General features: G+C 60.1%; 23 protein-coding genes. 11 read left to right on the plus strand and 12 right to left on the minus strand.

Translation table 11 applies throughout. From position 1 onward, the window contains the following. The first annotated feature begins 24 nt into the window (after nucleotides 1–24). On the plus strand, nucleotides 25–540 hold the full coding sequence (locus OOF89_RS00295; RefSeq protein ID WP_266077487.1) for a hypothetical protein: 516 nt from the start codon (nucleotides 25–27) through the stop codon (nucleotides 538–540). Between the two features lie 74 nt (nucleotides 541–614). Here OOF89_RS00295 and OOF89_RS00300 read toward each other — a convergent pair whose 3' ends face one another. Both OOF89_RS00300 and OOF89_RS00305 read right to left on the minus strand, forming a co-directional pair. After that, nucleotides 615–1,871 (minus strand): Glu/Leu/Phe/Val family dehydrogenase, encoded by a 1,257-nt coding sequence (locus OOF89_RS00300; RefSeq protein WP_266077489.1) that lies wholly within the window; start codon nucleotides 1,869–1,871, stop codon nucleotides 615–617. 68 nt (nucleotides 1,872–1,939) lie between these two features. Beyond that, complete coding sequence (locus OOF89_RS00305) at nucleotides 1,940–2,797, minus strand: HpcH/HpaI aldolase/citrate lyase family protein (RefSeq protein WP_266077491.1); 858 nt, start codon at nucleotides 2,795–2,797, stop codon at nucleotides 1,940–1,942. Between the two features lie 72 nt (nucleotides 2,798–2,869). Between OOF89_RS00305 and OOF89_RS00310 the strand changes: the two genes are divergently transcribed. Together OOF89_RS00310 and OOF89_RS00315 are read left to right on the plus strand one after the other, a co-directional pair. Further along, complete coding sequence (locus tag OOF89_RS00310) at nucleotides 2,870–3,070, plus strand: hypothetical protein (RefSeq protein WP_266077493.1); 201 nt, start codon at nucleotides 2,870–2,872, stop codon at nucleotides 3,068–3,070. A gap of 140 nt (nucleotides 3,071–3,210) precedes the next feature. Further along, nucleotides 3,211–3,333: a hypothetical protein gene (locus OOF89_RS00315; RefSeq protein ID WP_266077495.1), complete on the plus strand. Its 123-nt coding sequence runs from the start codon at nucleotides 3,211–3,213 to the stop codon at nucleotides 3,331–3,333. Nucleotides 3,334–3,454: 121 nt separating this feature from the next. On the opposite strand, the gene gdhB is transcribed toward OOF89_RS00315, so the two are convergent. Beyond that, on the minus strand, nucleotides 3,455–4,729 hold the full coding sequence (gene gdhB, locus OOF89_RS00320; RefSeq protein WP_266077497.1) for a glutamate dehydrogenase GdhB: 1,275 nt from the start codon (nucleotides 4,727–4,729) through the stop codon (nucleotides 3,455–3,457). A 230-nt stretch (nucleotides 4,730–4,959) separates the two neighbouring features. Beyond that, nucleotides 4,960–6,339 (minus strand): outer membrane protein assembly factor BamB family protein, encoded by a 1,380-nt coding sequence (locus tag OOF89_RS00325; protein WP_266077499.1) that lies wholly within the window; start codon nucleotides 6,337–6,339, stop codon nucleotides 4,960–4,962. A gap of 166 nt (nucleotides 6,340–6,505) precedes the next feature. Here OOF89_RS00325 and OOF89_RS00330 point away from each other — a divergent pair, with 166 nt between their 5' ends. Continuing rightward, nucleotides 6,506–6,955: a MaoC family dehydratase gene (locus OOF89_RS00330; protein WP_266077501.1), complete on the plus strand. Its 450-nt coding sequence runs from the start codon at nucleotides 6,506–6,508 to the stop codon at nucleotides 6,953–6,955. A 9-nt stretch (nucleotides 6,956–6,964) separates the two neighbouring features. On the opposite strand, the gene OOF89_RS00335 is transcribed toward OOF89_RS00330, so the two are convergent. The 3 genes from OOF89_RS00335 to OOF89_RS00345 all read right to left on the minus strand — a co-directional run bounded on the left by OOF89_RS00335 (nucleotide 6,965) and on the right by OOF89_RS00345 (nucleotide 9,763). Further along, complete coding sequence (locus OOF89_RS00335; RefSeq protein ID WP_266077503.1) at nucleotides 6,965–7,318, minus strand: DUF5658 family protein; 354 nt, start codon at nucleotides 7,316–7,318, stop codon at nucleotides 6,965–6,967. Between the two features lie 174 nt (nucleotides 7,319–7,492). Next, nucleotides 7,493–9,196, minus strand: a complete 1,704-nt coding sequence (locus OOF89_RS00340; RefSeq protein ID WP_266077505.1) for an acyl-CoA carboxylase subunit beta — start codon at nucleotides 9,194–9,196, stop codon at nucleotides 7,493–7,495. Nucleotides 9,197–9,340: 144 nt separating this feature from the next. Further along, nucleotides 9,341–9,763 carry a DUF7344 domain-containing protein gene (locus OOF89_RS00345; protein ID WP_266077507.1) on the minus strand — a complete coding sequence of 141 codons (423 nt, stop codon included), beginning with the start codon at nucleotides 9,761–9,763 and terminating at the stop codon, nucleotides 9,341–9,343. Between the two features lie 335 nt (nucleotides 9,764–10,098). On the opposite strand from OOF89_RS00345, the gene OOF89_RS00350 reads away from it, so the two are divergent. Continuing rightward, a complete protein-coding gene (locus OOF89_RS00350; RefSeq protein ID WP_266077509.1) occupies nucleotides 10,099–12,576 on the plus strand; it encodes a hypothetical protein in 2,478 nt (825 codons plus the stop codon). Nucleotides 12,577–12,620: 44 nt separating this feature from the next. Here OOF89_RS00350 and OOF89_RS00355 read toward each other — a convergent pair whose 3' ends face one another. From OOF89_RS00355 to OOF89_RS00365, 3 genes are all read right to left on the minus strand, one after another. Then, nucleotides 12,621–13,457 (minus strand): class 1 fructose-bisphosphatase, encoded by an 837-nt coding sequence (locus OOF89_RS00355; RefSeq protein ID WP_266077511.1) that lies wholly within the window; start codon nucleotides 13,455–13,457, stop codon nucleotides 12,621–12,623. Further along, nucleotides 13,457–14,248 (minus strand): class I fructose-bisphosphate aldolase, encoded by a 792-nt coding sequence (locus tag OOF89_RS00360; RefSeq protein ID WP_266077513.1) that lies wholly within the window; start codon nucleotides 14,246–14,248, stop codon nucleotides 13,457–13,459. The genes OOF89_RS00355 and OOF89_RS00360 overlap by 1 nt, the downstream gene beginning before the upstream one ends. A gap of 119 nt (nucleotides 14,249–14,367) precedes the next feature. After that, nucleotides 14,368–14,943 (minus strand): DUF7409 domain-containing protein, encoded by a 576-nt coding sequence (locus OOF89_RS00365; RefSeq protein ID WP_266077515.1) that lies wholly within the window; start codon nucleotides 14,941–14,943, stop codon nucleotides 14,368–14,370. 187 nt (nucleotides 14,944–15,130) lie between these two features. On the opposite strand from OOF89_RS00365, the gene OOF89_RS00370 reads away from it, so the two are divergent. After that, entirely contained in the window at nucleotides 15,131–15,988 is an 858-nt protein-coding gene (locus tag OOF89_RS00370) for a 3-hydroxyacyl-CoA dehydrogenase family protein (RefSeq protein ID WP_266077517.1), read from the plus strand. A gap of 104 nt (nucleotides 15,989–16,092) precedes the next feature. On the opposite strand, the gene OOF89_RS00375 is transcribed toward OOF89_RS00370, so the two are convergent. Further along, on the minus strand, nucleotides 16,093–17,157 hold the full coding sequence (locus OOF89_RS00375; protein ID WP_266077519.1) for a phytoene/squalene synthase family protein: 1,065 nt from the start codon (nucleotides 17,155–17,157) through the stop codon (nucleotides 16,093–16,095). A 161-nt stretch (nucleotides 17,158–17,318) separates the two neighbouring features. Between OOF89_RS00375 and OOF89_RS00380 the strand changes: the two genes are divergently transcribed. From OOF89_RS00380 to OOF89_RS00400, 5 genes are all read left to right on the plus strand, one after another. After that, on the plus strand, nucleotides 17,319–18,023 hold the full coding sequence (locus tag OOF89_RS00380) for an RNase P subunit p30 family protein (RefSeq protein ID WP_266079811.1): 705 nt from the start codon (nucleotides 17,319–17,321) through the stop codon (nucleotides 18,021–18,023). Beyond that, nucleotides 18,007–18,621, plus strand: coding sequence for a class I SAM-dependent methyltransferase (locus OOF89_RS00385; protein ID WP_266077521.1), 615 nt, complete (start codon nucleotides 18,007–18,009; stop codon nucleotides 18,619–18,621). The genes OOF89_RS00380 and OOF89_RS00385 overlap by 17 nt, the downstream gene beginning before the upstream one ends. Nucleotides 18,622–19,037: 416 nt before the next feature. Continuing rightward, nucleotides 19,038–19,517 (plus strand): Rpp14/Pop5 family protein, encoded by a 480-nt coding sequence (locus tag OOF89_RS00390; protein WP_266077522.1) that lies wholly within the window; start codon nucleotides 19,038–19,040, stop codon nucleotides 19,515–19,517. Nucleotides 19,518–19,521: 4 nt separating this feature from the next. Continuing rightward, entirely contained in the window at nucleotides 19,522–20,280 is a 759-nt protein-coding gene (gene psmA / locus OOF89_RS00395; RefSeq protein WP_266077524.1) for an archaeal proteasome endopeptidase complex subunit alpha, read from the plus strand. 54 nt (nucleotides 20,281–20,334) lie between these two features. Continuing rightward, a complete protein-coding gene (locus OOF89_RS00400; RefSeq protein ID WP_266077526.1) occupies nucleotides 20,335–21,060 on the plus strand; it encodes a ribosome assembly factor SBDS in 726 nt (241 codons plus the stop codon). 11 nt (nucleotides 21,061–21,071) lie between these two features. On the opposite strand, the gene OOF89_RS00405 is transcribed toward OOF89_RS00400, so the two are convergent. Beyond that, nucleotides 21,072–22,031, minus strand: coding sequence for a hypothetical protein (locus OOF89_RS00405; protein WP_266077528.1), 960 nt, complete (start codon nucleotides 22,029–22,031; stop codon nucleotides 21,072–21,074). Nucleotides 22,032–22,234 lie beyond the last annotated feature (203 nt).

The raw sequence follows: 22,234 nt of genomic DNA on the forward strand, positions 1-22,234 counted from the left end.
TCGAACTCGGGTTGCTCCCCGTATATGTCTCTCGAAAGTTCTACGAAAGTGGGAATGGGTTGTGTGTGGGTTTTGGTGTACGACAGCGGTAGTTTCCGCGCCGACTACTGCAACGGCATCGGTCGTTCCCGAGCAGTCCGCAACTGCCGACTTCAAATAACCGCCTCCGCATGCGGGCAGGTGCGCCAGCGGTCGGCGCACCTGCCCGCGACGCCCCATCCTCCCCGCGCCGGGAGTCAGGGCTTCGCCGTGAATGGCTCACCCCCGACTCCCGGCGCGTCCTGTCGGCTGAACGAACTGGCGATTCACGACGGATGGGTGACTTGCCGAACGGTTGCCCCAGCGAGTTCGCACGAGGGGAGCGAGGCGACGAATAGCGCGGAACGGAGTTCCGTGGACTGTCGAGCGGCACTGCCGCGAGACGACGGCGAAGCAGTGAGTCGTGAGCGAAGCGAACACCGAGTGCAACCCCGCGTTGGCGGGGAGGAGTGGGGGCGCTGGCGGTGGCTGTTGCGATGTTTGGAGTCGGTGACTCCCTGAGACATCGCTCACAAAAATGGAGGTCCCAGAGCTGCGAAAAACGCCGGTGAAAACCCGACCGCTTTCTGCCGCGTCTACGGCCAGTTGCCGGATTCCTCGTAGGCGTCGATGACGCGCTGGAGGGCGACGACGTAGGCCGCAGTGCGGAAGTTCGGCAGGTCGTGTTCCTCGTATGCGTTGGTCAGGTCGTCGAACGAGGAGACGATGATGCTTTCGAGTTCGTCGTTGACGCGCTCTTCGTCCCAGTAGAAGCGCTGGCGGTTCTGCACCCATTCGAAGTACGACACCGTCACGCCGCCCGCGTTGGCGAGGATGTCGGGAAAGACGTGCACGTCGCGCTCCGTGAGTACGTCGTCGGCATCGGGGGTGAGTGGACCGTTTGCGGCCTCCACGACGACATCCGCTTGTACCTCCTTCGCGAGGTCGCCGTCGATGGCGTTTTCGAGTGCCGCAGGCACGAGCAGATCGACGTCGAGCGTGAGCAGGTCTTCGTTGCTCATCTCCTCGCTCGCACCGGCGTAACCCGAAACGCTTCCGGTCTCGTTTTTGTGGTCTTTCACGTCGATGGCGTGAAGCCCGTCGTCGTTGTAGATCGCGCCGCTGGAGTCCGAAACGGCGACGATTTTCGCGCCGAGGTTTTCGAGGAGTTTCGCGGCGATCCAGCCGGCGTTTCCGTAGCCCTGTACGGCGACGCTCGCACCTTCCATCTCCTTGCCGAGGTAGTCGAACGCCTCGCGAGCGGTAAGCATGGTCGAGCGACCGGTCGCTTCGACGCGCCCCTCACTGCCGCCGGAGTCGAGCGCCTTGCCAGTGATGACGCCCGGAGCCGTGGTGTTTTCGAGCGTCTCGTAGGTGTCTTTGATCCAGTTCATCTCGCGCTGACCGGTATTCACGTCCGGCGCGGGGATGTCCCGGTCCTCGCCGATGATGGGGCGGAGTTCCTTGGCGAACGACCGAGTGATTCGTTCGAGTTCGTCCTCGCTATACTCGTCAGGGTCGATGACGATGCCACCCTTACCGCCACCGTACGGGATGTCTACGACGGCGGTTTTGTATACCATCCATCCGGAGAGCGCTTTCACTTCGTCACGGCTGACGTTCGGGTGGTACCGGATACCGCCTTTGTACGGGCCGCGGTCGCCGTTGAACTGTGAGCGGAACGCTTTGAACACCTCGATAGAACCGTCGTCCATCTCGACGGAGAGGTTCGTTTCGAGCACGCGCTCGGGGTGTTTGAGCCGTTCGAGAACGTCCGGGGACGCGTCGATGTATTCGGCCGCGTCATCGATTTGTTCCTGCAGACTCTCGAACGGATTCGCTTGTTCGGACATCGTCTGTCAATGACACCCACCCACTGTTAAGCATGGCGAAAATAGGATGAATTATTCCTAAATCGTGGTCACTGGTCTTGCTTCAAACCGACATCCGCATACTCCAGGATCCGTTCTGCCTGTGCGATGAGCGGCGCATCTATCATCTCCCCATCGACTCGGAAAACGCCGCGTCCGTCGTCGTCCGCCGCTGACTTCGCCGAGAGCACCTTCTCCGCCCATTCGACGCGTTCGGGGTCCGGCGTGAAGGCATCGTTGATGGGCGATACCTGTGCCGGGTGAATCGCCATCTTACCGTCGTAGCCGAGTTCGATAGCGAACTCGGTTTCTTCGGTCAACCCGTCCGTGTCCCCGAAATCGGTGAACACCGTGTCGATAGCATCCACATCGGTCGCGCTCGCGGCCAACACGACGTGTTCGCGGGCGTAGAGGACTTCCGTTCCCTCGTCGGTTCGGGTTGCGCCGATATCCGCCGAGAGATCTTCGGCGCCGAAAACGAGCGCGTCCGCCGCCGGTTCCGCGCCGATTTCGGCCGCGTTGAGTACGCCCCGTGCAGTTTCGACCAGTGCGAGAACTGGGACCGAACAGTCGTGCTCCGAGAGCAGGCGGGAGAGCGTTTCAACATCGTCCGCGGATTCCGTTTTCGGAAGCATCACCGAGTTGAGCATGTCCGCCCCCGCCGCGATTCCTCGGAGGTCGTCGTCGGCGGAGACTCCTGCCGGATTGACTCGAACACACAGTTCACAATCGGGGTCGAACGCTGGGTCGGTGAGAACCTCACGAATCGCCTCGCGTGCCTCGTCTTTCCGTTCCGGTGCGACCGCGTCCTCTAAGTCGAATACGATTACGTCTGCCCCTGCTTCGGGCGCTTTGTGCATCATCTCCGGGCGATCGCCCGGCGTAAACATAACGCTTCGTCGTGGCATACGCGAGGCGACGCGGGGATGAGATTTCAACCCACCGGGAACAGTTATGTCGTTTTCCAACAATAGGGGTCCATGGTTCGAAACACTGACAGTAGCAAACACGACGAAAACGATGAACTGGCGGCCGTCGATGGGCGAAACATGGGTCTCGGCGTTGGGCTCGGTGTCGCCATCGGCACCGGAATCGGTGTCGCGATGGACAACCTGGCACTTGGAGTAGGGATGGGGATGGCTATCGGCATCGCAATCGGTACCGGATTGACGAACCGATGATACCAGCGGATTTCCGTAACGCACTGAGAACAGTTACCATTGATCGCCCCCAGTACTGAACTATGGTCCGAACTGCAGACACGAACGATTACAGCACCGATGACGGAAAAAACGACGCCTGAACGTGGAGGGGTGGCTGGATGGGTCTCGGCATCGGGCTCGGTGTCACGATCGGTCTGCTGATGGATAATCTCGCGGTGGGAGTGGCGCTCGGCGCCGTATTCGGTGTCGCGTTCGAGACTGGCCAGTCGAAACGCGAGTAAATCCGACAGCGAGGCGGATAGTGAGTCGTACTGTGCCTGTTAGTCGGGGTCCACTATGGAACGGGAGAACAATCGGGTTGTTTTCCGCCGCAAGCCGATACGGCCCACCGCTGCAACCGTACTATGGCCAGAGTCCGCGCGCCTGATGCGCTTCCGAGATACGTGAGAGGCCAACGATGTACGCCGCATCACGCCACGTCACGTCGCGCGTTTCCACTTCGGCGCGCACGTCGTTCCACGCGTTGAGCATCTCGGATTCGAGTTCATCGTTGACGCGTTCGAGCGACCACTGACGGCGATTGATGTCCTGCAGCCATTCGAAGTACGACACCGTCACGCCGCCCGCGTTGGCGAGGATGTCGGGAATAACGTGGATGCCACGCTTTTCCATGATTTCGTCCGCGGTGGTCGTCGTCGGGCCGTTCGCTCCCTCGACGACGATGTCCGCTTTGACCTCGTGGGCATTCGACTCGGTGAGAACGTTACCGATTGCCGCCGGGATGAGCACGTCCACGTCGAGTTCGAGGAGTTCATCGTTGGAGACCTTCTGCGGTGCGTCGTAGGTCGTGACCGCTTCCGGCTGTTCTTCGTGCGTCGGGATGTCGTCGATATCCAACCCATCGGGGTCGTAAATCGCACCGTTCACGTCGGAGACTGCGACGACGTTTGCACCCCATTCGTGAAGCGAGAGTGCAGCGTTCGCGCCGACACTTCCGAACCCTTGAATGGCGATGGTCGTATCTTCGAGTGGGTAATCGTAGTACTCACACGCTTCCCGTGCGATGATTGCGACCGAGCGTCCGGGGGACTCTTCGCGCCCGTAGGAGCCACCGACAACCGGCGGTTTGCCCGTGACGACACCGGGTTGGGTTTCCCCTTCCTGCATCGAGTAGGCGTCCATGAACCACGCCATCGTCTGCGCGTCGGTTCCCATGTCCGGTGCAGGAATGTCGCGCATCGGGCCGATGAAGTCGCGGAGTTCTTCGGCGAAGCGTCGCGTAAGTCGCTCCTTTTCCTCGGTGCTCAGCTCCTTCGGGTTCACGACGATTCCGCCTTTCGCGCCGCCGAACGGGAGGTTCATGACGGCACACTTCCACGTCATCCACATCGAGAGACCGGTACATTCTTCTTCGGTCACTCCCGGGTGATATCGCATGCCACCCTTGAACGGCCCGCGGACGCTATCGTGTTGCGCACGATAACCGGTGAAAATTTCCGTATCGCCGTCATCTCGCTTGAGCGGTACCGAAACTCGGTGGACTTGATCGGGATGTTTCAGCCGTTCGATGATTCCACGCTCGACGTCGAGGTGTGCCGCGGCGCGTTCGAGTTGCCGCCGCGCCGTCTCTGCCGCCGTCTCCGGTTCCTCTTCCTTCTGTTTCCCAGTTGCTGACATGATGAGGGGGCCTCTGCGAGGTCTGACCGGCAATTCTTACCCGACCGAAGAAAGTCCTTACCATCCGAAGCCGAAGTGATACGCAATACCACGACAAGCGATGACAAAAATACGAACCGTACCGGTCCTTCGTCGAAAAATAAACAACGAGTTCGGGGACGGGATTAGAACGGCCGATATCGTGACGACGCGCGTGTAGGGACTGTTCTATGGGAGGGGCATCCGGTCAGCTATCGTGGGAAGGCGTACACCGTTCCGGTCACGTCACCGACATAGACGCCGTGTCGTCCGACCGTCGGCGAGGCGACGAGTGAATCCTGTACGTGGTACTGCCACCGAACACGACCGTCAGCCCGGTCGAGCGCGAACACGAAGCCATCGTCGTTGGTAACGTACATCAGTTCGTTCGTAACGACCGGCGTTCCCCAAACACGAGCGCCGGTCTGGACGCGCCATCGGACGGTCCCTTCGCGGGCGTCCAACGCGTAGACGTTGCCATCGGCACACCCGACGTAGACGATGCCACCGACGACGACCGGAGACGACCAAACGCCCGCATCCAGGCGATGACGCCACTTCGTTTCCCCGGTCGTGGCATCGATAGCGTACACCCTGTCGCCATCGACGGTGCCGACGTAAGCCGTGTCATCGACGACTTCCGGCGCACCGGCGATTGCGAGGGACGGGGCAAACCGGAACTGCTCCGTTCCGTCAGTGATATCGTGGGCGAAGAGACCACCGTCGAGACCGGTCGCGTACAGGGTGTTGCCAGCGATTCGAAGCGAGGTGAGTGCTCGTGCCGGACTGCGGAACGAAACCCGCTTGTCACCGGTCTGCGCATCGAGACCGAACACCTGTCCGTCTCGCGCCGCGACGTAGAGGGTGTCCCCGAGGAGTGAGGGGGACACTTCGAGACCGGCGTTCGTTTCGAACCGCCACTCGCGTGCACCGCTTGCCGAGTCGAGCGCGAACAAGTTTCCGCTGCGGTCACCAACGTAGATTCGTCCGTCGTCGCCGACCTCGGGCGTTCCGACGGCGTTGGGCGCCTGAAACAGCCAGTTGCTCACGCCGTCTCGATGGTCGATGTCACAGACGAACCCGTTTTCGGTGCCGACGTACACCGACCCGTCTCGGACGATGGGTGCGGTTTCGACGGGGCCACCGACCTGTGCGTACCAGCGTGCATGAACCGTCTCTCCGTCGAGTTCGCCTTTTGGTGGTTTCCCGCCCGTCGCTGGCGTCGGAGTCGCGTCCGCTTCGAACGACCTCCCTTGCTCGTCCACGCCACCGTCTGGTGCGACTCGGTCCGACTTCGAGTCGCAGCCGCCGTCCGAGACGAACCGCTTCACGTCTTCGCGGGTCGCCGTCGTACCGTCGTTCGTTTCGGAACCCTCACGATGCATATCGTCGGTCGTCTCGGAACACTCGAACGACCATTCGACGCTCCGCGAAACTGTGGTGTCCCCTCGGGTGACCACCTGGTCGAACTGAAATTCGCCGGTCGCACTCACGTCGATACCGTCGGTATTATCCTCGGATTCGAACGAATATCCTGTCGTATCGAACTCACGTCGATTCGCCGCCGAGTCTCGCGTGTTTTCGTCCTTCATATTTTTCTCCTGATCTGAAATTTTACTGACTGTCTCAATTTTCGGATACTGTCTACTTTGTTATGGACCGCATACAGTCGCTCATCGCCGATGCAACAGTTGGAACGGTTGGAACAATCGGGGCCAGACCGACAGCATTTTTCCGGTACCGGATACAGATATCGTCATGACGGGGCTCTATTACGAGGAGTTCGAAGTCGGTCAAATGATCTCACACGAGAAAGGCCGCACGATAAGCGAGAGCGACAATCAACAGTTTTGCGACATGACGATGAACCAGCAACCGCTCCATCTGGATGCGGAGTTCGCCGGCGACACGCAGTTCGGCGAGCGACTGGTCAACGGACTCTACACGATGAGTCTCGCGGTCGGACTCTCGATTCCGGACACGACCGACGGAACCATCGTCGCAAACCTCTCCTACGATGATGTTTCACATCCGAAACCGGTGTTCCACGGCGATACGATCCACGCACAATCGACCATCACCGAAAAGCGCGAGACGAGCGACGGCGAGCGCGGCGTCGTTACGATGCACGTCGAAGTGTTCAATCAGGACGACGAACTCGTGTGTGAGTTCAAGCGCACGATTCTCTCGCTCAAGAAACCGGAATGATTCCCCCGTTCAAAAGCTGACGAACAGGGAGAGGTTGACGAGTACGGCAATCGTCCACGGAAGCGCGAGTCCCGCAGGAACGAGCGCAACGTACTCCCGCGGGACGAACCGTCGGCAGATGACTCCAACCGTGAGCGAAAACGCCTTCAGTCCGACGAGCGCCACGAACCCAAACCGTGAGAGCGCACTGCGCGCGACGGGATTCGATTCAGTCAAACCGGCGTTCAAGCCGACGTACGTCGTCAGTAGGTCACCGACCAGGACGACGAACACGAATACCCACAGCAGTCGCTCGAACGTACCGAGGCCGGGAAGAATCGCGCGTCGAAGTCGCGTAGGTAACCGTCGTCGTCGGTAGCTCATGGGTGTATTACACACGCCCCGTTTTCACGTGGGCTATCGACAGCGACGGTAGAATGGGTCTTTATTATGAACTGGCTTGCAGTCGGTAAAGAACACCTTAAACCAGCTGAAACAGTCCTCCGTGAGACAGTTTGAAATCGGTTCTCGGAGAACCGATTCCGGTAACGGGCCGCGTTACAGGATCGTCCCGTGTTTTTTGTCCGGCAGACTCTTTTCCATGTCCGCGTAGAACTCGAATCGGTTTTCGAGTTCTTCGCGCAGGGTGCTCGGCGGAACGATATCGTCGATGACCATCTCGCTCGCCATGCGGTGAACGTCGATGTCCTCGCGATACTCCTCGCGAAGTTCCTGTTCACGTTGGGCGCGTTCCTCTTCGTCCTCGATGGCGTTCAGTTTGTTCGCGTACACCGCGTTGATCGCGGCTTCGGGACCCATGATCCCGATTTCACCCGACGGAAGTCCGATGATGCTCTGTGGGTCGTACGCCGGCCCGGACATGGCGTAGATGCCCGCACCGTAGGCTTTCCGAACGACGACGGACTGTTTTGGCACGGTCGAAGAGGAGGTGGCATAAATCATCTTCTTGCCTTTCTCCAGAATGGCGTCCTTCTCGACCTGCGACCCGGCCATGAACCCCGGCGTGTCACAGAGGTAGAGCAGCGAAACTTCGAACGCATCGCATTTCCAGATGAACTCTGCGGCCTTTTCCGCGGCGTCGGGGAAAATGGCGCCCGACCGCTGTGCCGGTTGATTCGCGACGATTCCGACCGGTCGGCCGTCGATTCGCGCGAACGCGGTGATGATTTCCCCGCCGTAGTCGGGACGGAGTTCGAAGTAGGAATCCGCATCCACCACGCGCTCTATCACGTCGGTCATGTCGTATGCCCGGTTCGGACTCTGTGGGATGACCTCGTCGATGCCTTCGGGGGATTTTTTCGGCGCTTTCGGTTCGCTTCGGGGTGGTTTCTCGTGCGCCTTGTTCGGGAGATACGTGATGAGGTCGGCGACGAGTTCGCGGGCGTGTTCCTCGTCGCGGGCGACGAGGTCGGCGCTGCCGGAGTGTTCGGCGTGCATCTTCGCACCTCCGAGGTCCTGCATGCTGATGTCTTCGCCGGTGACCATTTTCACCATCCGTGGGGAGGCGATTGCCATCGCGGACATCTCCTCGACCATGATCGTGAAGTCAGCGAAAACGGGAGTGTACGCCGCTCCCGCGATGCACGGTCCGTACAGGACACAGATCTGTGGGACGCGTCCGGAGAGCATCGAGTGGTTGTAGTAGTATTTGCCGATGCCTTCCCGGTTGGCGAAGAAGCCGGTCTGCTGGTCGATCCGCCCCCCGGAGGAGTCCATCAAGTAGAGGACGGGATTGCCGCTCTGTAGAGCGCGCTGTTGCATGCGAAGGAATTTCTCGACGCCCTTCGCGGCCATGCTTCCTGCCTTGACCGTGAAGTCGTTCGCCATGAAGTGAACGTCCCGGCCTTCGAACTCAGCCGCACCGGTGAGGAGCCCATCCGCCGGAAGCGTATCCTCGGCGTCGAACTCGGCGAATCGGCCGTCCTCGAACTTGAGACCGTCCTCACCGAACCAGAGGTCGAGTCGGTCGCGGACGAACAGTTTCCCCTTCTCGGCGAGTCGTTCTTTGTACTTTTCCGGGCCACCTGCTTCGATGGCTTCGATTTCCTCCCATAGTTTGTTTTCGCGCTCCGTGGGTCCAAAATCGTCCTCCGGCGGTTCTTCGGATTCACTCCACGTAACGGTCGGCTCGTCTGCGTCGCCGACGTACACGTTTACTTCGCTCCCGACATGCTGAGCGAGTGCGCTCGCGATGGCTGAGGCTTCCTCCTCGGTTGCCCCCGGACCGATGCGGACTTTCATGTTTGCGTGTCCGTGGGGTGATTTCAAACCATTTTCCCTTTCGCACGCGGCAAAACTTTCGACTGCGAATCGCACTCGCAACGAGCATCATCTCGGAGAGTTCAGAAGCGTCTTCAGGGGGTCGGGACGGACCCTGGTTACCGGCTATCGTTCGGGCAGTTCCATTGCGGCAACGTGCTCGGCGTACTCTTCGAGGACCGGCTGTCCCCAGTACCGAACCGATTCGCTACGCGCGTCGTAGTCGATGATGTTGACGTCATCGAGTTTCGGCAGGTGTGTATGGTGAAGGGATGCTTCGACACGCCGTCGGTAATCGTCCGGGACGTCGGCGGCCATCGTTTCGGTCTCCCATGCGGCGACCTGTTCGACGAGATCCGATAGTGCCGCAAAGCCATCTGGTGTCGATGAGAGATAATGGATGGCATATCGCCGTCGTTTCTCCGACAGCAGTTTGAAGATATCGTCGAAAGACGGCCTGCTCACTGCTGGTTCAGAACGGAGTACGTGGGGCGGGTCTGTAGATGGACGTTTCCCCGAGTCGTCCCGGTATGGTGACTCATTGCTCATGCGACGCTCATCGGCAGTTGACCACCGTGGATAAAGAATGGTGAATCTAGACACCTAGAAAGGTGGCAGTCGAAATGAACACGATGGCCAATAGGGTTTATTTCTAATAAATACATAGCCGATTATATTCGGGTTGGCCGTCGGCGGCTGAATCGAACGTCCACGGCGTGCGAAACGGTGATTACCACGACGGTTCGGTGCAGTTGCGAGCGGTATCCGAGGTTGGTTATCGGTAGTACCACCACAACTGACCGCCATCGAAGGGAGAACGGAATTAACGGTGTCGAATGTTGAAACCTGAACGAAGCGTCTAATGGACGATTATGAGGCGGTTCATGCGGACAACAGTCGTGCTCGTTCTCGTCGTGAGTCTCGCGAGCACTGGAGTCGTCTCGGTGGTACGTCCTACTGCGGGTCCATCGATGGATACACCTACATCGATCGGAACGCCGGAAGTACTCCCACCGAGTGAACAAATCGACAGTTCCCTATCGGCAGCAAGTCTCCAGCAACGCTCCGAGCGCGAAGCGGCGGCCGCACAGGGGGCTAGAGAAGGGGCGACGTTGGCGCAACGACAGGGCGTCACCATCAGTCAGCAACAACGACAGGCCGCGGTTCAGGGTGCTGTACAATCAGTGTCGCAGAATCAACAGGCGAGCGTAAAGCAGGTACAAGCCGCCGCTCGCGGCGCAGCACACGGAACACTGCTCCAGAGTCAAGACGTCGATGCTCGACAAATACAGGTGGCAACACAGGGGGCGACGACCGGTGCGACCACACAAGTACAGCGTGCAGACGTCAAACAGGTACAAGCCGCGGCGTTCGGTGCTGGACACGGTGCAGTCGCACAGAGCCAGCAGGTAAGCGTGAAGCAAGTGCAGGTCGCAGCACGCGGTGCCGCGAACGGTGCCGCAACCGGTGCGGTCCAACGACAGGAAGCCAGTGTTTCACAGATTCAGGAGGCTGCGCAGGGTGCGGCTTTCGGCGCACTCGACCAGCGTCAGCAGGTCGCCGTCAAACAGATACAGTTCGCGGCGCAAGGGGCTGCCACGGGTGCGCTTCAATTTCAGCGTGCGAACGCAAAACAAGTACAAGTGGCCGCGTTGGGGGCGGCAAAGGGTGGCGTGACGCAGGCCCAACGCGTCACTGTTCGACAGGTGCAAGCGGCCTGCCAGGGTGCGGCGGCGGGTGCGATTTCCCAGAGTCAGCAGGTGAGCATCGTCCAGATTCAGGAGGCTGCGCAAGGTGCGGCGAAGGGCGGTATCGTGCAATCACAGCAAGCGACCGTTAAACAGGTGCAAGCGGCTTGCCGGGGCGCGGCGGTGGGGGCATTGAGTATCACCCAGATTCAGATCGTGAACATCGTCCAGATACAGGTCGTCGCACAAGGCGCGTCACAGGGCGCAATTCAGGGTGCCGTCCAGAAGCAAGTCGCCGACGTGAAACAGATACAGGCCGCCGCGAAGGGGGCCGCCCGAGGTGGAATCACACAAGTTCAGACCGTGCGAATACGACAGGTCCAGGCTTCGTCTCTGGGGGCCGCCGCGGGTGCCGTCACGCAGAGCCAACAGGCGAGTGTGGTCCAAGTACAGGCCGCCGCACAGGGTTCGGCGACGGGCGGGGTGACCGCAAGTCAGACGCAACAAGCCACCATCCAGCAGGTGCAAGCCGCGACGCGCGGTGCGGCGACTGGCGCGGTTTCCCAAAGTCAGCAGGCGAACGTCATCCAGATTCAATCCGCCGCACGTGGTGCGGCGACCGGCGGCATCACGCAGATACAGCAGGGAACGGTCGAACAGGTGCAGGCGGCGTCCGTCGGGTCCGCGGCCGGTGCGGCACAAGCCGCGGCCGAGCAGAACGTAAACGATGCGAGCCAGATTCAGCAGGCAGCCCGTGAAGGAACGGCACGGGCGAGCGACCGAATCGCCACGACGGAGGGCGTTGCGCCACAGGAGATTCAATCGGTCGCACAGAACGAGGCGAGCCAGATCACGGAGGTGACGACGACCCAACCGCCCGCCACGACGCAACCCCGTGTAACCACTGCACAACAGCCGGAGACGACACAACAGCCGACGACTGTGAGAACGACGAACGTTACGACGACGGCTCAGACGCAGACGACGAGTGCAACGAACGCTACGCCCGCGCCGCCCGTCACGACGACTCAGATTGGCACGACGACGGCGAACGCTACTGCTGAGCCCACAACGGCACCGGCTACGACGACGGTGAACGCTACGACCAGCCCTAACATCACGACCACACCCAATGTCACGACCACAGCGAACGCTACGACCACAGCGACGCCACCTGCCGAGCTGACGGCCGATCTGTCTTGTACCGAAGTATCGGCCAGCACGACGCAACCGCAGGACGTCCAACTGGTGGCAGTGCTGGTCGACGCCTCGAACCCCGAATCGGGAATCCAAGTCACGCGGAACGTTTCCGCGAACGACTTCGAGCAAGCACCGGACGGGACCTTCACGTGGACGAACACGACCGCCGACCTCGACGCCGAAGGATTCGTCTTCCTCAACGCGACGTTCGTCGACGCGAACGGCGAAGAGGTCACAACGGTCGAACAGGACGACGTGCAGGCGTGTATCGACCAAGCAACCGGACAACGGACGCCTGTCGGTCAGACACCGCAGGCACCACCGACCACGGCACTACCGACGGCGCAGGTGACGGGACAACAAACGACCTTCGGCGGAACGACCACCGTCGGAACCACTACGATCGCGACGACGACGCCGCTTTTCGGAACGAATACAGGACCGCCACCGACCGTGACGACGCAGTTCAGCTAGTGTCGAACTGACGAACAAAATATCGATTTTCGAAAAAGAGCCGACTACAGCGTCGATTCGAGTCGGTCGATGAGATCATCGTTACCGAGGTGAACCGGAACCCGCTGGTGAAGGCTCTCGGGTTCGACGTCGAGGAGCGACTGCTCGCCGTCAGACGACCGGCCACCCGCCGATTCGAGGATGTACGCCATCGGGTTCCCCTCGAACTGGAGGCGGAGCTTTCCTTCCGGACGCGACTGGAGTCCGGGGTAGGCGAACACGCCGCCGTAGGTCAGCACCTGATTGATGTCACCGATCATCGCACCTCCGTACCGGAGTTTGAGTTCGTCCTCGATTTCATCGACATAGTCGGCAAAGCCGTCGGTCCAGTCCGGGACACGACCACCAAACCCGTACACGACTGGGTCGTGGGGAAGCGTCAGGTCCTTTTTCACCGGTCGGAGGTTACCGTCTTCGACGACGTACTCCGTCACGGTTCCCGCTCGGGCGACCACCATCGTCGTAATCGGGCCGAACAGGACATAAGCCGACGCGACGAGGTCTCTCCCCGATGCGGGGAGGGGTGCGTCGTAGACGCCGACGATGGTTCCCATCGAGTTGTTCGATTTGATGTTCGACGAGCCATCGAGCGGGTCGATCGCGACCGAGAGGCCCTCTCCGCAGTCGATGACGTCCTCACGTTCCTCGCTGGCGAACTCGCCGACGCCCTCGATTGCCGTTAGTTCGCTCTCGAGGTACTCGTCGGCCCAGACGTCCGCCGCCATCTGGGTTTCCCCGCTAGGGTTTTCCTCGTCAGCCTTTCGACGACGACCGGCGAGTCCGCCCCGAATGTCCGGGGCGGAAGCCGCAACGACGTCGATGATTTTGTCGAGCGTTTCCATTATTCGAGCGCTTCGTCGGCGGTCGCGTCCTCGAAGATTACCTTTTCGAGTGCGTCGAGGATGCGCTCCGGGTCCTCGCGTTGCCAGACGTTACGTCCGACTGCGAGTCCTGCTCCGCCCGCGTCCATTACGGCTTCGACGCTGGAGAGGAACTCGTAGTCGCTGGTCTTCGAACCGCCGCTCATGACGACCGGCATGTCCGCGGCGGACTTCACGGCCCACTCCATGGATTCGCGGGAACCGGGGTACTTGACCTTCGCCATGTCCGCACCGATTTCGAGCGCGATCCGTGTCGCATAGGCGATGGTGCTCTCTTTGGTGTCGTTTTTGAGCCCCTGTCCGCGCGGATACGACCACATGACGACGGGCATATCATACTCGCGGTGTGCTCGCTCCTGCACGTCGCGGAAGTCCTCGTACATCTTCGTCTCGTGGTTCGAACCGGAGTAGACGGTGTACCCGACGGCGTCCGCACCGAGTTCGGCGGCGTAATCGACGGTCCAATTCTTCGGCGAGTAGGGTTCTCCCATCCAGAGGTTGCTCGTCCCGTTGAGTTTGGCGAGCAGGTTCACGTCGTCGTCGTAGGATGGGTAGTACGTCTCTGCGACACCTTTCTGTACCGCGAGACAGGTCACTGCGTCGTGGGTCGCGGTTTCGAAGATCTTCTCCGGGTCGAGTGTGTCCGGAACGGAGCTAAAGTCAGCAGAGGGGCCGTGCTCCAGACCGTGGTCCATTGCGAGAATAAGTGCTTTGCCGTCTCGCGTGACTTGCGAGTCAGTCAGCGGAATCATCGTTCCGAACTGCACCGACAAAATATATGAGTCTACTGGTACCGCGCGAGTCTAAAAGCCCGTATTCATAGCCCTCGATATGTCTATTGTCCATTCTTTGAACTACGATCGTAGTAAAATTACAGCAGATCGCGGGCGGCGTTTCGCCAGTCGTTGACCCGTTCGTGATCGAACGATAGCGAGTCGGCTACCCGTTCCGGGTCGGCGATAGCCATGCTTCGAACCGACGTGATACCCGCTTCCGCGAGTTCCGTCGCCACGCTTTCGTTTACTTCCGGCACGTAGGTTACCGGGTCGGGACGACTCCGGTCGCGCCACGCGGCCTCCTCGGCCTCGGTATCGCCGCTTCCGTCAGTCGTGGCGGTTTCGGCGGCCCGTAGTTCCCAATCGCCGGAACTGGCAGCGATCCATGCTCGTTCGTCGTCCTGCAAGCCACGGATCTGACTCGACCGGTCAGTGAGGTCGGTGCCGGATTCGAACGACCACGACAGGGAGTGTTCCCGTCGAAGGCGACCGGCAACCCCCGGGTTGACGCCTGCCTCGCGTAGCATTTCGTACGAGACATCTCGACGCCGGATATCCTCGGCGTCGAACGGTGCTTCCTCGATTATCGTTGCCGTCGCTGGCCCGACGTGCTGTACGTCAGTCGGACGAGTGCATGCAGTTTCTCTCCCTGAAGTGTCGTTTTCGGTCACTACCCTCACCGACTTGTTTTTGCCTCTCACTCAGTTATCTTGAATGTTTCGTCACCCGACTTATCTACTTGGTTACTATCTTCGAAGATGGACAGTTCGGTAGTTCCTGTCCGCGACCGTGGCTAGTTCGACGAGGGTTCGCCCGCGTTCCGCTATCCTTACAACCGTTCCCGGAGCAGTCACCGACATGCGTACGCTCTCCGACATCGACAGCATCGGCGTAATCGGCGCAGGTACCATGGGTAGCGGCATCGCGCAGGTAGCCGCCACGAATGGGTTCGACGTGGTCATGCGCGACATCAAAGACGAGTTCGTCGAGAACGGCTTCGATACCATCGAGAGTAGCCTCGACCGCTTCGTCGGCAAGGACGAGATGAGTCGAGCGGAGGCCGACGAGGCCGTCGGTCGAATCACGGGCACGACCGACCTCGATGATCTCGCGGATTGTGATTTGGTAATCGAGGCCGCCGTCGAGAACATGGACATCAAACAGGACATCTTCGCGGAGTTGGACGAGGTGCTCCCCGACGACGTGGTGCTCGCGACGAACACCAGCACGCTCTCGATCACGACGATCGCAAGCGTAACCGACCGCGAAGAACTCATCGTCGGTCTCCACTTCATGAACCCCGTACCAATCATGAAGGGCGTCGAACTCGTCGTCGGCGAGAAGACCGACGACGAAGTGGTCTCCCTTGCACACGACATCGCGGAAGCGCTCGGCAAGGGAACGTGGCAGTCCGATGACAAACCCGGATTCGTCACCAACCGCATCCTCATGCCGTGGATCAACGAAGGTATCCGGGCCTACGACGAAGGTGTCGCCAACAAGGAGGACATCGACAAGGGGATGACCCTCGGAACGAACGTCCCGATGGGACCACTCACGCTCGCGGACCACATCGGACTGGATATCTGTCTCGACGCCAGCGAAACGTTGTTCGAGGAGTTAGGCGACCGATACAAACCGGCTTATTTGCTGAAGCGGAAAGTCGATGCTGGTGACTTGGGGAAAAAGACCGGAAAGGGCTTCTACGAGTACTGAAACGGGTGCTGTTCGCACTCACCGCGGATAGCCACTGATTCGGTAGCGTTTGCTCCCATTCAGTATTCCGAAAACAGCGGCAGTGAAAGGGGCGATTACATCAGTTACGCGCGATGGAACGGTCGTTCCGCAATCGTTCGGCGCAGTTCGCCGAGCATGTCGCGGTCAACGCCACCCGACAGAGATGTGATGAGTGCGTGTACTTCTTCCCGCGATACTTTGATTCCGGCGCGTCGAAGGGCGTCTTCCGGTCGTTTTCGGACTTCACGAAGGGTACCGACCGCGAGAAGGTAGGGAATCGTCCACGCGACGAGACGGTTTCCGTTCGTTCGGGGCATACTCTCCAAGTAGGTTTGGGCGTCGTCGGCGAACCCGTCGGCGTGTTCTGCGGTACGTGCGACGACCGCCGCGACTTCATCGTGGTGTTCCGGGTCACAGAGTTCGTCTTGGGGGACGCCTTCGTCGCCCAGCCACGTTGCCGGGAGGTACACGTTGTTCTCGTCGTGGTAGTCGACGTAGACGTCCTTCGAGACGTTGACGAGTTGGAGGAGGAGGGCGAACGACTCCGAATTCTCCCGGAGACGGTCGGCTTGGTCTTCATCAGCACTGCGACAGACGAGGTTCGTAATGAGCTTTCCGACCGTCCCGGCGACGTAGTAACAGTACTCTTCGAGTTCCGGAAGGGTCCGGATTCGAAGGCCATCCGTGTCCTCGTACCGTTCGACGAACATCGCCATCCCACCGACGAGTTCCTGAACCGGTGGTCTGACCGCTTGCCGAACCGACTGCGGACAGGTTGCAAACGTCTCGACGACTCGCGGGGCGTGTGTGACGACAGCCCAGTCATCACCGCCGTCGTCGGGAATCCACTCTTTGGCATCCGCATGAAATTCGTCTACTGTCGTCGGGTCATCGGGGTCGAGAACATCGTTGTACTGTCGGAGCAGGTGTGCCTGCTCTTCCGGTGGGATATGACCTGCGTCCTCTATCGTGTCGGCAACCCGACACAAGAGATAGCCGACGCAGATGGCGTCCGCCATCGGCTGGTCGAGCAGGTCGATAGTGATAGCGAACGTCCGGGAAACCCCCTGGACCGCCTGATGACACCAATCGAGGTCGGCTCGGGATGGCTGGTCGGAACTCGCGGGAGTCGGTGGATGGCTGTCCATTCTGTTACTGAACCTTCTGGCCCTTCGAGTTGTAACGTGAAAACCCCTTGGGCTTACCTGTCGTGTTTACTTCGAGAGGCAAATCCCTTCCGAATCCGACGAACGGGAACGAGCCGAGTCGCAAACGCCAAGTCTCGCGGTCTCCGAGCATCGCACGAACGATGTACGAGAGCGTCCACGCCGTCCCCGACGGGGACAGCACCGTCGCGCGCTTCGCGGCCACGGCCACCGAGTACGGATTCGACGGCATCGTCGTCCGAAATCACGGCGATTCCCGAACGGAGTTCGATGCCGACGGAGTGAGCGACGTGTACGGCGTGGATGTGGTGAACGGTCTCGAAATCCGCGCAGACAACCCCTCGCAGGCCAGTGGGCACGTGGGCAACTTCCGACCTAAAACGACGATCCTCCTGTTTCACGGTGGTACGTCGAAGCTCAACCGGTTCGCCGTCGAGGAGGAGCGAATCGACGTGCTTGCCCATCCCATGCAGGGACGCGGCGACTTCAACCACGTGCTGGCGAAGGCCGCCAAAGAAAACGGCGTCAGGGTGGAGTTCAATTTCTCTCGCATCCTCCGGGCCGACGGCGGCAGACGGGTGCAGGCCATCAAGGACCTGCGGAAACTGCGCGAAATCGTTACGAAGTACGACACCCCCTTCGTGGTCAGCGCGGACGCACACTCACACCTGCAACTGCGTGGCCCCCGCGAACTGTTGGCAATCGGGGAAACGATCGGGTTCTCGTCCGAGCAAATCGAAACCGGACTCCGGGAGTGGGGCCGACTCGCCGAACGAAATCGTGAGATTCGCTCCGACGATTTCATAGCGCCGGGCGTGAAACGTGGTCCGTATGAAGAAGACGATTGAGGAACACGCGGACCGTTTTTCGGAGATCGCTGGCGACTACGACGACGATCAGGACAGCGACGAGTATCGTGCCTGCGTGAGTCTCGTCGTGGAGCACGCCGACCCGAACGCCGACGATACGGTCCTCGATTTGGGTACCGGAACGGGCGCAATCGCCCTCGCGCTGGCACCCGACGCAAAGCGAGTCGTCGCCCGCGATATCAGCGAGGGAATGATGGACGAAGGTCGAAAGAAGGCCGACGAGCAGGGGCTAGAGAACGTCGAGTTCGGTGAGGGTCGTTTCAGGGGACCGAACGTCGATAACGAGGACGTCGATATCGTGGTCTCCAACTTCGCCATGCATCACCTCTCGGACGACGAAAAGCGCGAGGCGATCGAAGTGATTGCCGGACTGGGTCCGCGAAAGTTCGTGCTGGGAGACGTGATGTTCTTCGGCAGCCCGGACCCCGACGAGCCGTTTTACAGCCCCGAAGTCGATGACCCATCGACCGTTGGCCATCTGGCGGACGTGCTTACGGATAACGGGTTTTCGCTGACCGCGGTGGAGCGCGTTCACGAGCAGGTCGGCGTATTGGTTGCGGAGCGATACGGCGAATAGTCGCGAGTTCGTCGGTAGCGAAGGGTCGATTTCCGTTCGGTCGATACCTTTCGGTTAGGGTTGCTTTACTACGTCCTGGCCGATCGTGCCCGAAACGTCTCGTCAGTGCGCGCCATATCGCTTGCATCTTGCTAGAAGGCTTCGCCAGCGGATTGCACGAGTAGCAAATGGGGTGAGCTACGAGTGCACATCCACACTGGCGGGGAGGTGTGGGGACACTGGTAGTGCGGTGGCGGCTCGATTGCTGCCGTGATACCGACGCGCTCGTCCCTCCTGTTTCCTTTCGTTACCCAGCCGAACGTCGTTTCTCGTGTACCGTCGAACAGTGCAAACCGGACGCTATCACGTCGATCTCCCTGCCAGGAGAACGCACGATTCAAACCCTCCGACGACCAACCCACGAATCAGAGCCTCGAATGAAACATCTCCCCAAACATCTTCGACCGCACTGGCGCTACCTCGCGGTCGGTCTCGAAGGCTGGCCCGACGCTGACATCGACCGTAGAGCGTTCCAGCGAAGTCTCTGGTTTTCGGCACAGAACCTCATCGGCGATGCCGGGAGCGCGGACGCCGACCTGACGGTGTACAACTTCGAGTTCGAGGACGGCGAGGGCGAGGCACTGGTTCGGGTCCGGCGCGGATACACCGACGATGCGAGAGCAGCGTTGGCATGCATCGACGAGGTACACGGCGACCCGGTCGGCGTCTTCGTCCGCGGTATAAGCGGGACGGTACGGGGTTGTGAAGAAAAGTATTTAGGTCGTCGTAGGGAACTTTCGGGGGAGAGAAGCGTCGTGTTTGCGGACGCGAAACGACCGGCCGTCGTTCGGGACGGTATCTTCGACGTACGGGTCGATAACGCGTTCGTCGGCGCGGCGGAACTCGATTTCGAGTGATACTATGCAGGGACAAGCCCAACAGCAGGCGTACGACCGCGGGATTACGATTTTCTCCCCGGACGGCCGTCTCTACCAAGTCGAATATGCACGGGAGGCCGTCAAACGAGGGAGCGCCAGCATCGGCGTTCGAACGGAAGGCGGCGTCGTTCTCGCCGTCGATAAACAGACACGCTCGCCGCTTATGGAGCGCACGAGCGTCGAAAAGCTACACAAGACCGACGACCACATCGGTATCGCCAGCGCGGGCCACGTCGCTGACGCTCGTCAGCTCATCGATTTCGCACGCCGTCAATCGCAGATCAACCGACTGCGCTACGGCGAACCCATCGGTGTCGAGACGCTGACGAAGGAAGTCACCGACCACATCCAGCAGTACACGCAGGTCGGCGGCGCACGACCGTTCGGTGTCGCGCTCATCATCGGGGGTATCGAGAACGGCGAACCACGACTGTACGAGACGGACCCGTCCGGAACCCCGTACGAGTGGAAAGCGCTCGCAGTCGGTGCGGACCGCGGCGAGATTCAGGATTACCTCGAAACGAACTACAACGAGGGAATGGACCTCGACGGCGGTATCGACCTCGCACTCAGCGCGCTCGGGACGGTCAACGACGACCAGCTCTCCCCGACAGGTGTCGGTCTCGCCACCGTCGATGTCGAGAGTGAGCGATTCCGAATGCTCGACGACGAGGAGGTCGAGGGATACCTCGACGAGCTCGGTATCCTCGAAGACGAGGACGACGACGAGTCGGACGAGTAATTTCGACGTTTTTGCCGGGAAACATCTTTTAGGTACGCGCGTTTACCTCCGGGTATGATATCACTCGAAGAGGCGGTGACGGCGCGTCTCGAATCACACGGCGCGCGTTTCGAAGTGTTGGTAGACCCCGACGCGGCGCTCGCCATCAAACGCGGCGAGTTCGACGGCGATATCGAGGACGTCATCGCCGCGGAGGACGTGTTCGAGAACGCGAGCAGGGGCGACCGACCCGCCGAAGAGGATTTGGAGACGGTCTTCGAGACGACCGATCCGTTGAAAATCATCCCCGAGGTCATCACGCGTGGGGAGATTCAGATCACGGCGGAACAGCGCAAGGAGATGCAAGAACAGAAGCGCAAACAGTTGGTAAACCGCATCACGCGCAACGCCGTCAACCCGCAGATGGACAACGCTCCCCATCCGCCGGAGCGAATCGAAAACGCGTTGGATGAGGCAGGCTTTTCCGTTGACCCGATGGAACCGGTCAGCCAGCAGGTCGACGACGCACTCGATGCCCTTCGGCCGGTCATCCCGATTCGGTTCGACGAGGTGACCATCGCGGTGCAAGTGCCAGCGAACTACGCCGGGAGTGCACAGGCCCGAATTCGACAGTTCGGTGATTTGGAGCGTGAAGAATGGCAAAACGACGGTTCGTGGGTTGGAGTCATGACGTTCCCGGCAGGGATGCAAAACGAATTCTACAACCTCGTCAACGAACACACGAGCGGCGAGGCCGAGACGCGAATCATCAAGGACGAAGACGACTTGCAGACGCGGTAGTTCGTTCGAACCTACTCGGCTTCCTCTTTTGGCGGCACGAACGGTCCGACTGAGACGGTGTAGCGAGCGATGGTTGCGACGCGAAGGATGTACGAGATGAGCACTGCGAGTGGACTGACGATGACACCAAAACCGAGGATGACGACGATGGTGAGTTCTGGTTGACCGATGTACGCGCCCGAGCTCGACTTGTAAAGGAGCGTGAGACAGATGGTTGTCACGAACGCGGTGAGACCGGAGTAGGCGACGAATCGTGATAGTCGAGCGAGGTCCTGCTGGATGGCGAGCGTCTTGAAGTACTGCCGAGCGATCGCGATCGATTTGAGCAGTTCGAGCACGTCTTCCAACCCGGACTGTGCGGAATCGGAGACGTCGTCACCGAACTCGTTTTGGACGTGTCGGGTCGACGCCATAAACTCGGCGTACTCGGTTCCGAGAATTCGTGTGAGTACACCGACCATATCGTCCTCGTTCTTCACTCGCTCGCTGAGGGTGTCCGTGTAGGAGGCGAGTTGTGACTGATATTCGCCCGTCTCGTCCGCAACACCCGAGAGATCGAAGTCGGTGATTCGGTCGTGAATCGTTTGAAAGACGAGGGCTAGAAAGTCCGTCGGGTCGGTGGGACTCGACGAGCGTCCTGCGATCTCCTCGACGATGCGACGAAATTCGAGCGTCCCGTCGAGTCTGTCGGAGAGTTCGTTTGGCGAGCCAAAGACCCGTGAGAGAATGAGCTGATTGATCGAGAGTGCCACCGTGATGAGCGTGAGCAGTCCGGAGGCGATACCGCTCGACAACAGGCTGCGAACAGAACTCTTGAGCCCGACCGAGATTATTCCGGTGACGGTCAGCACCGCGAGGATCGCAACGACCGCGACACAGATTCCAGCAGTGAGAACGAACCGATTGCCGGAGAGGAGCACCCACTCCGCGATTCCCCCATCGTCGTCCGTCACGACAGATTCATCTAACATCCTTCAGTACTACCCATCGTTCTGTGAAAAGTCGAATGGCCGGAAAAACCGACCTGTCACCGAACGCGAAGGGTTCTTCGGCAGATCGCCGATCCGGACGATATTGCGACTGCCTCGAAAGTCTGGTGTGCTCGCCCCGATTGTCGGTGTCCCCTTCGGGTAGTCGGCGGATATCGCTATCGGAGACTTCCTCGTTTGAAGCA

The organism is Haladaptatus caseinilyticus (genome assembly GCF_026248685.1).
GTDB classification, from domain to species: Archaea; Halobacteriota; Halobacteria; order Halobacteriales; family Haladaptataceae; genus Haladaptatus; species Haladaptatus caseinilyticus.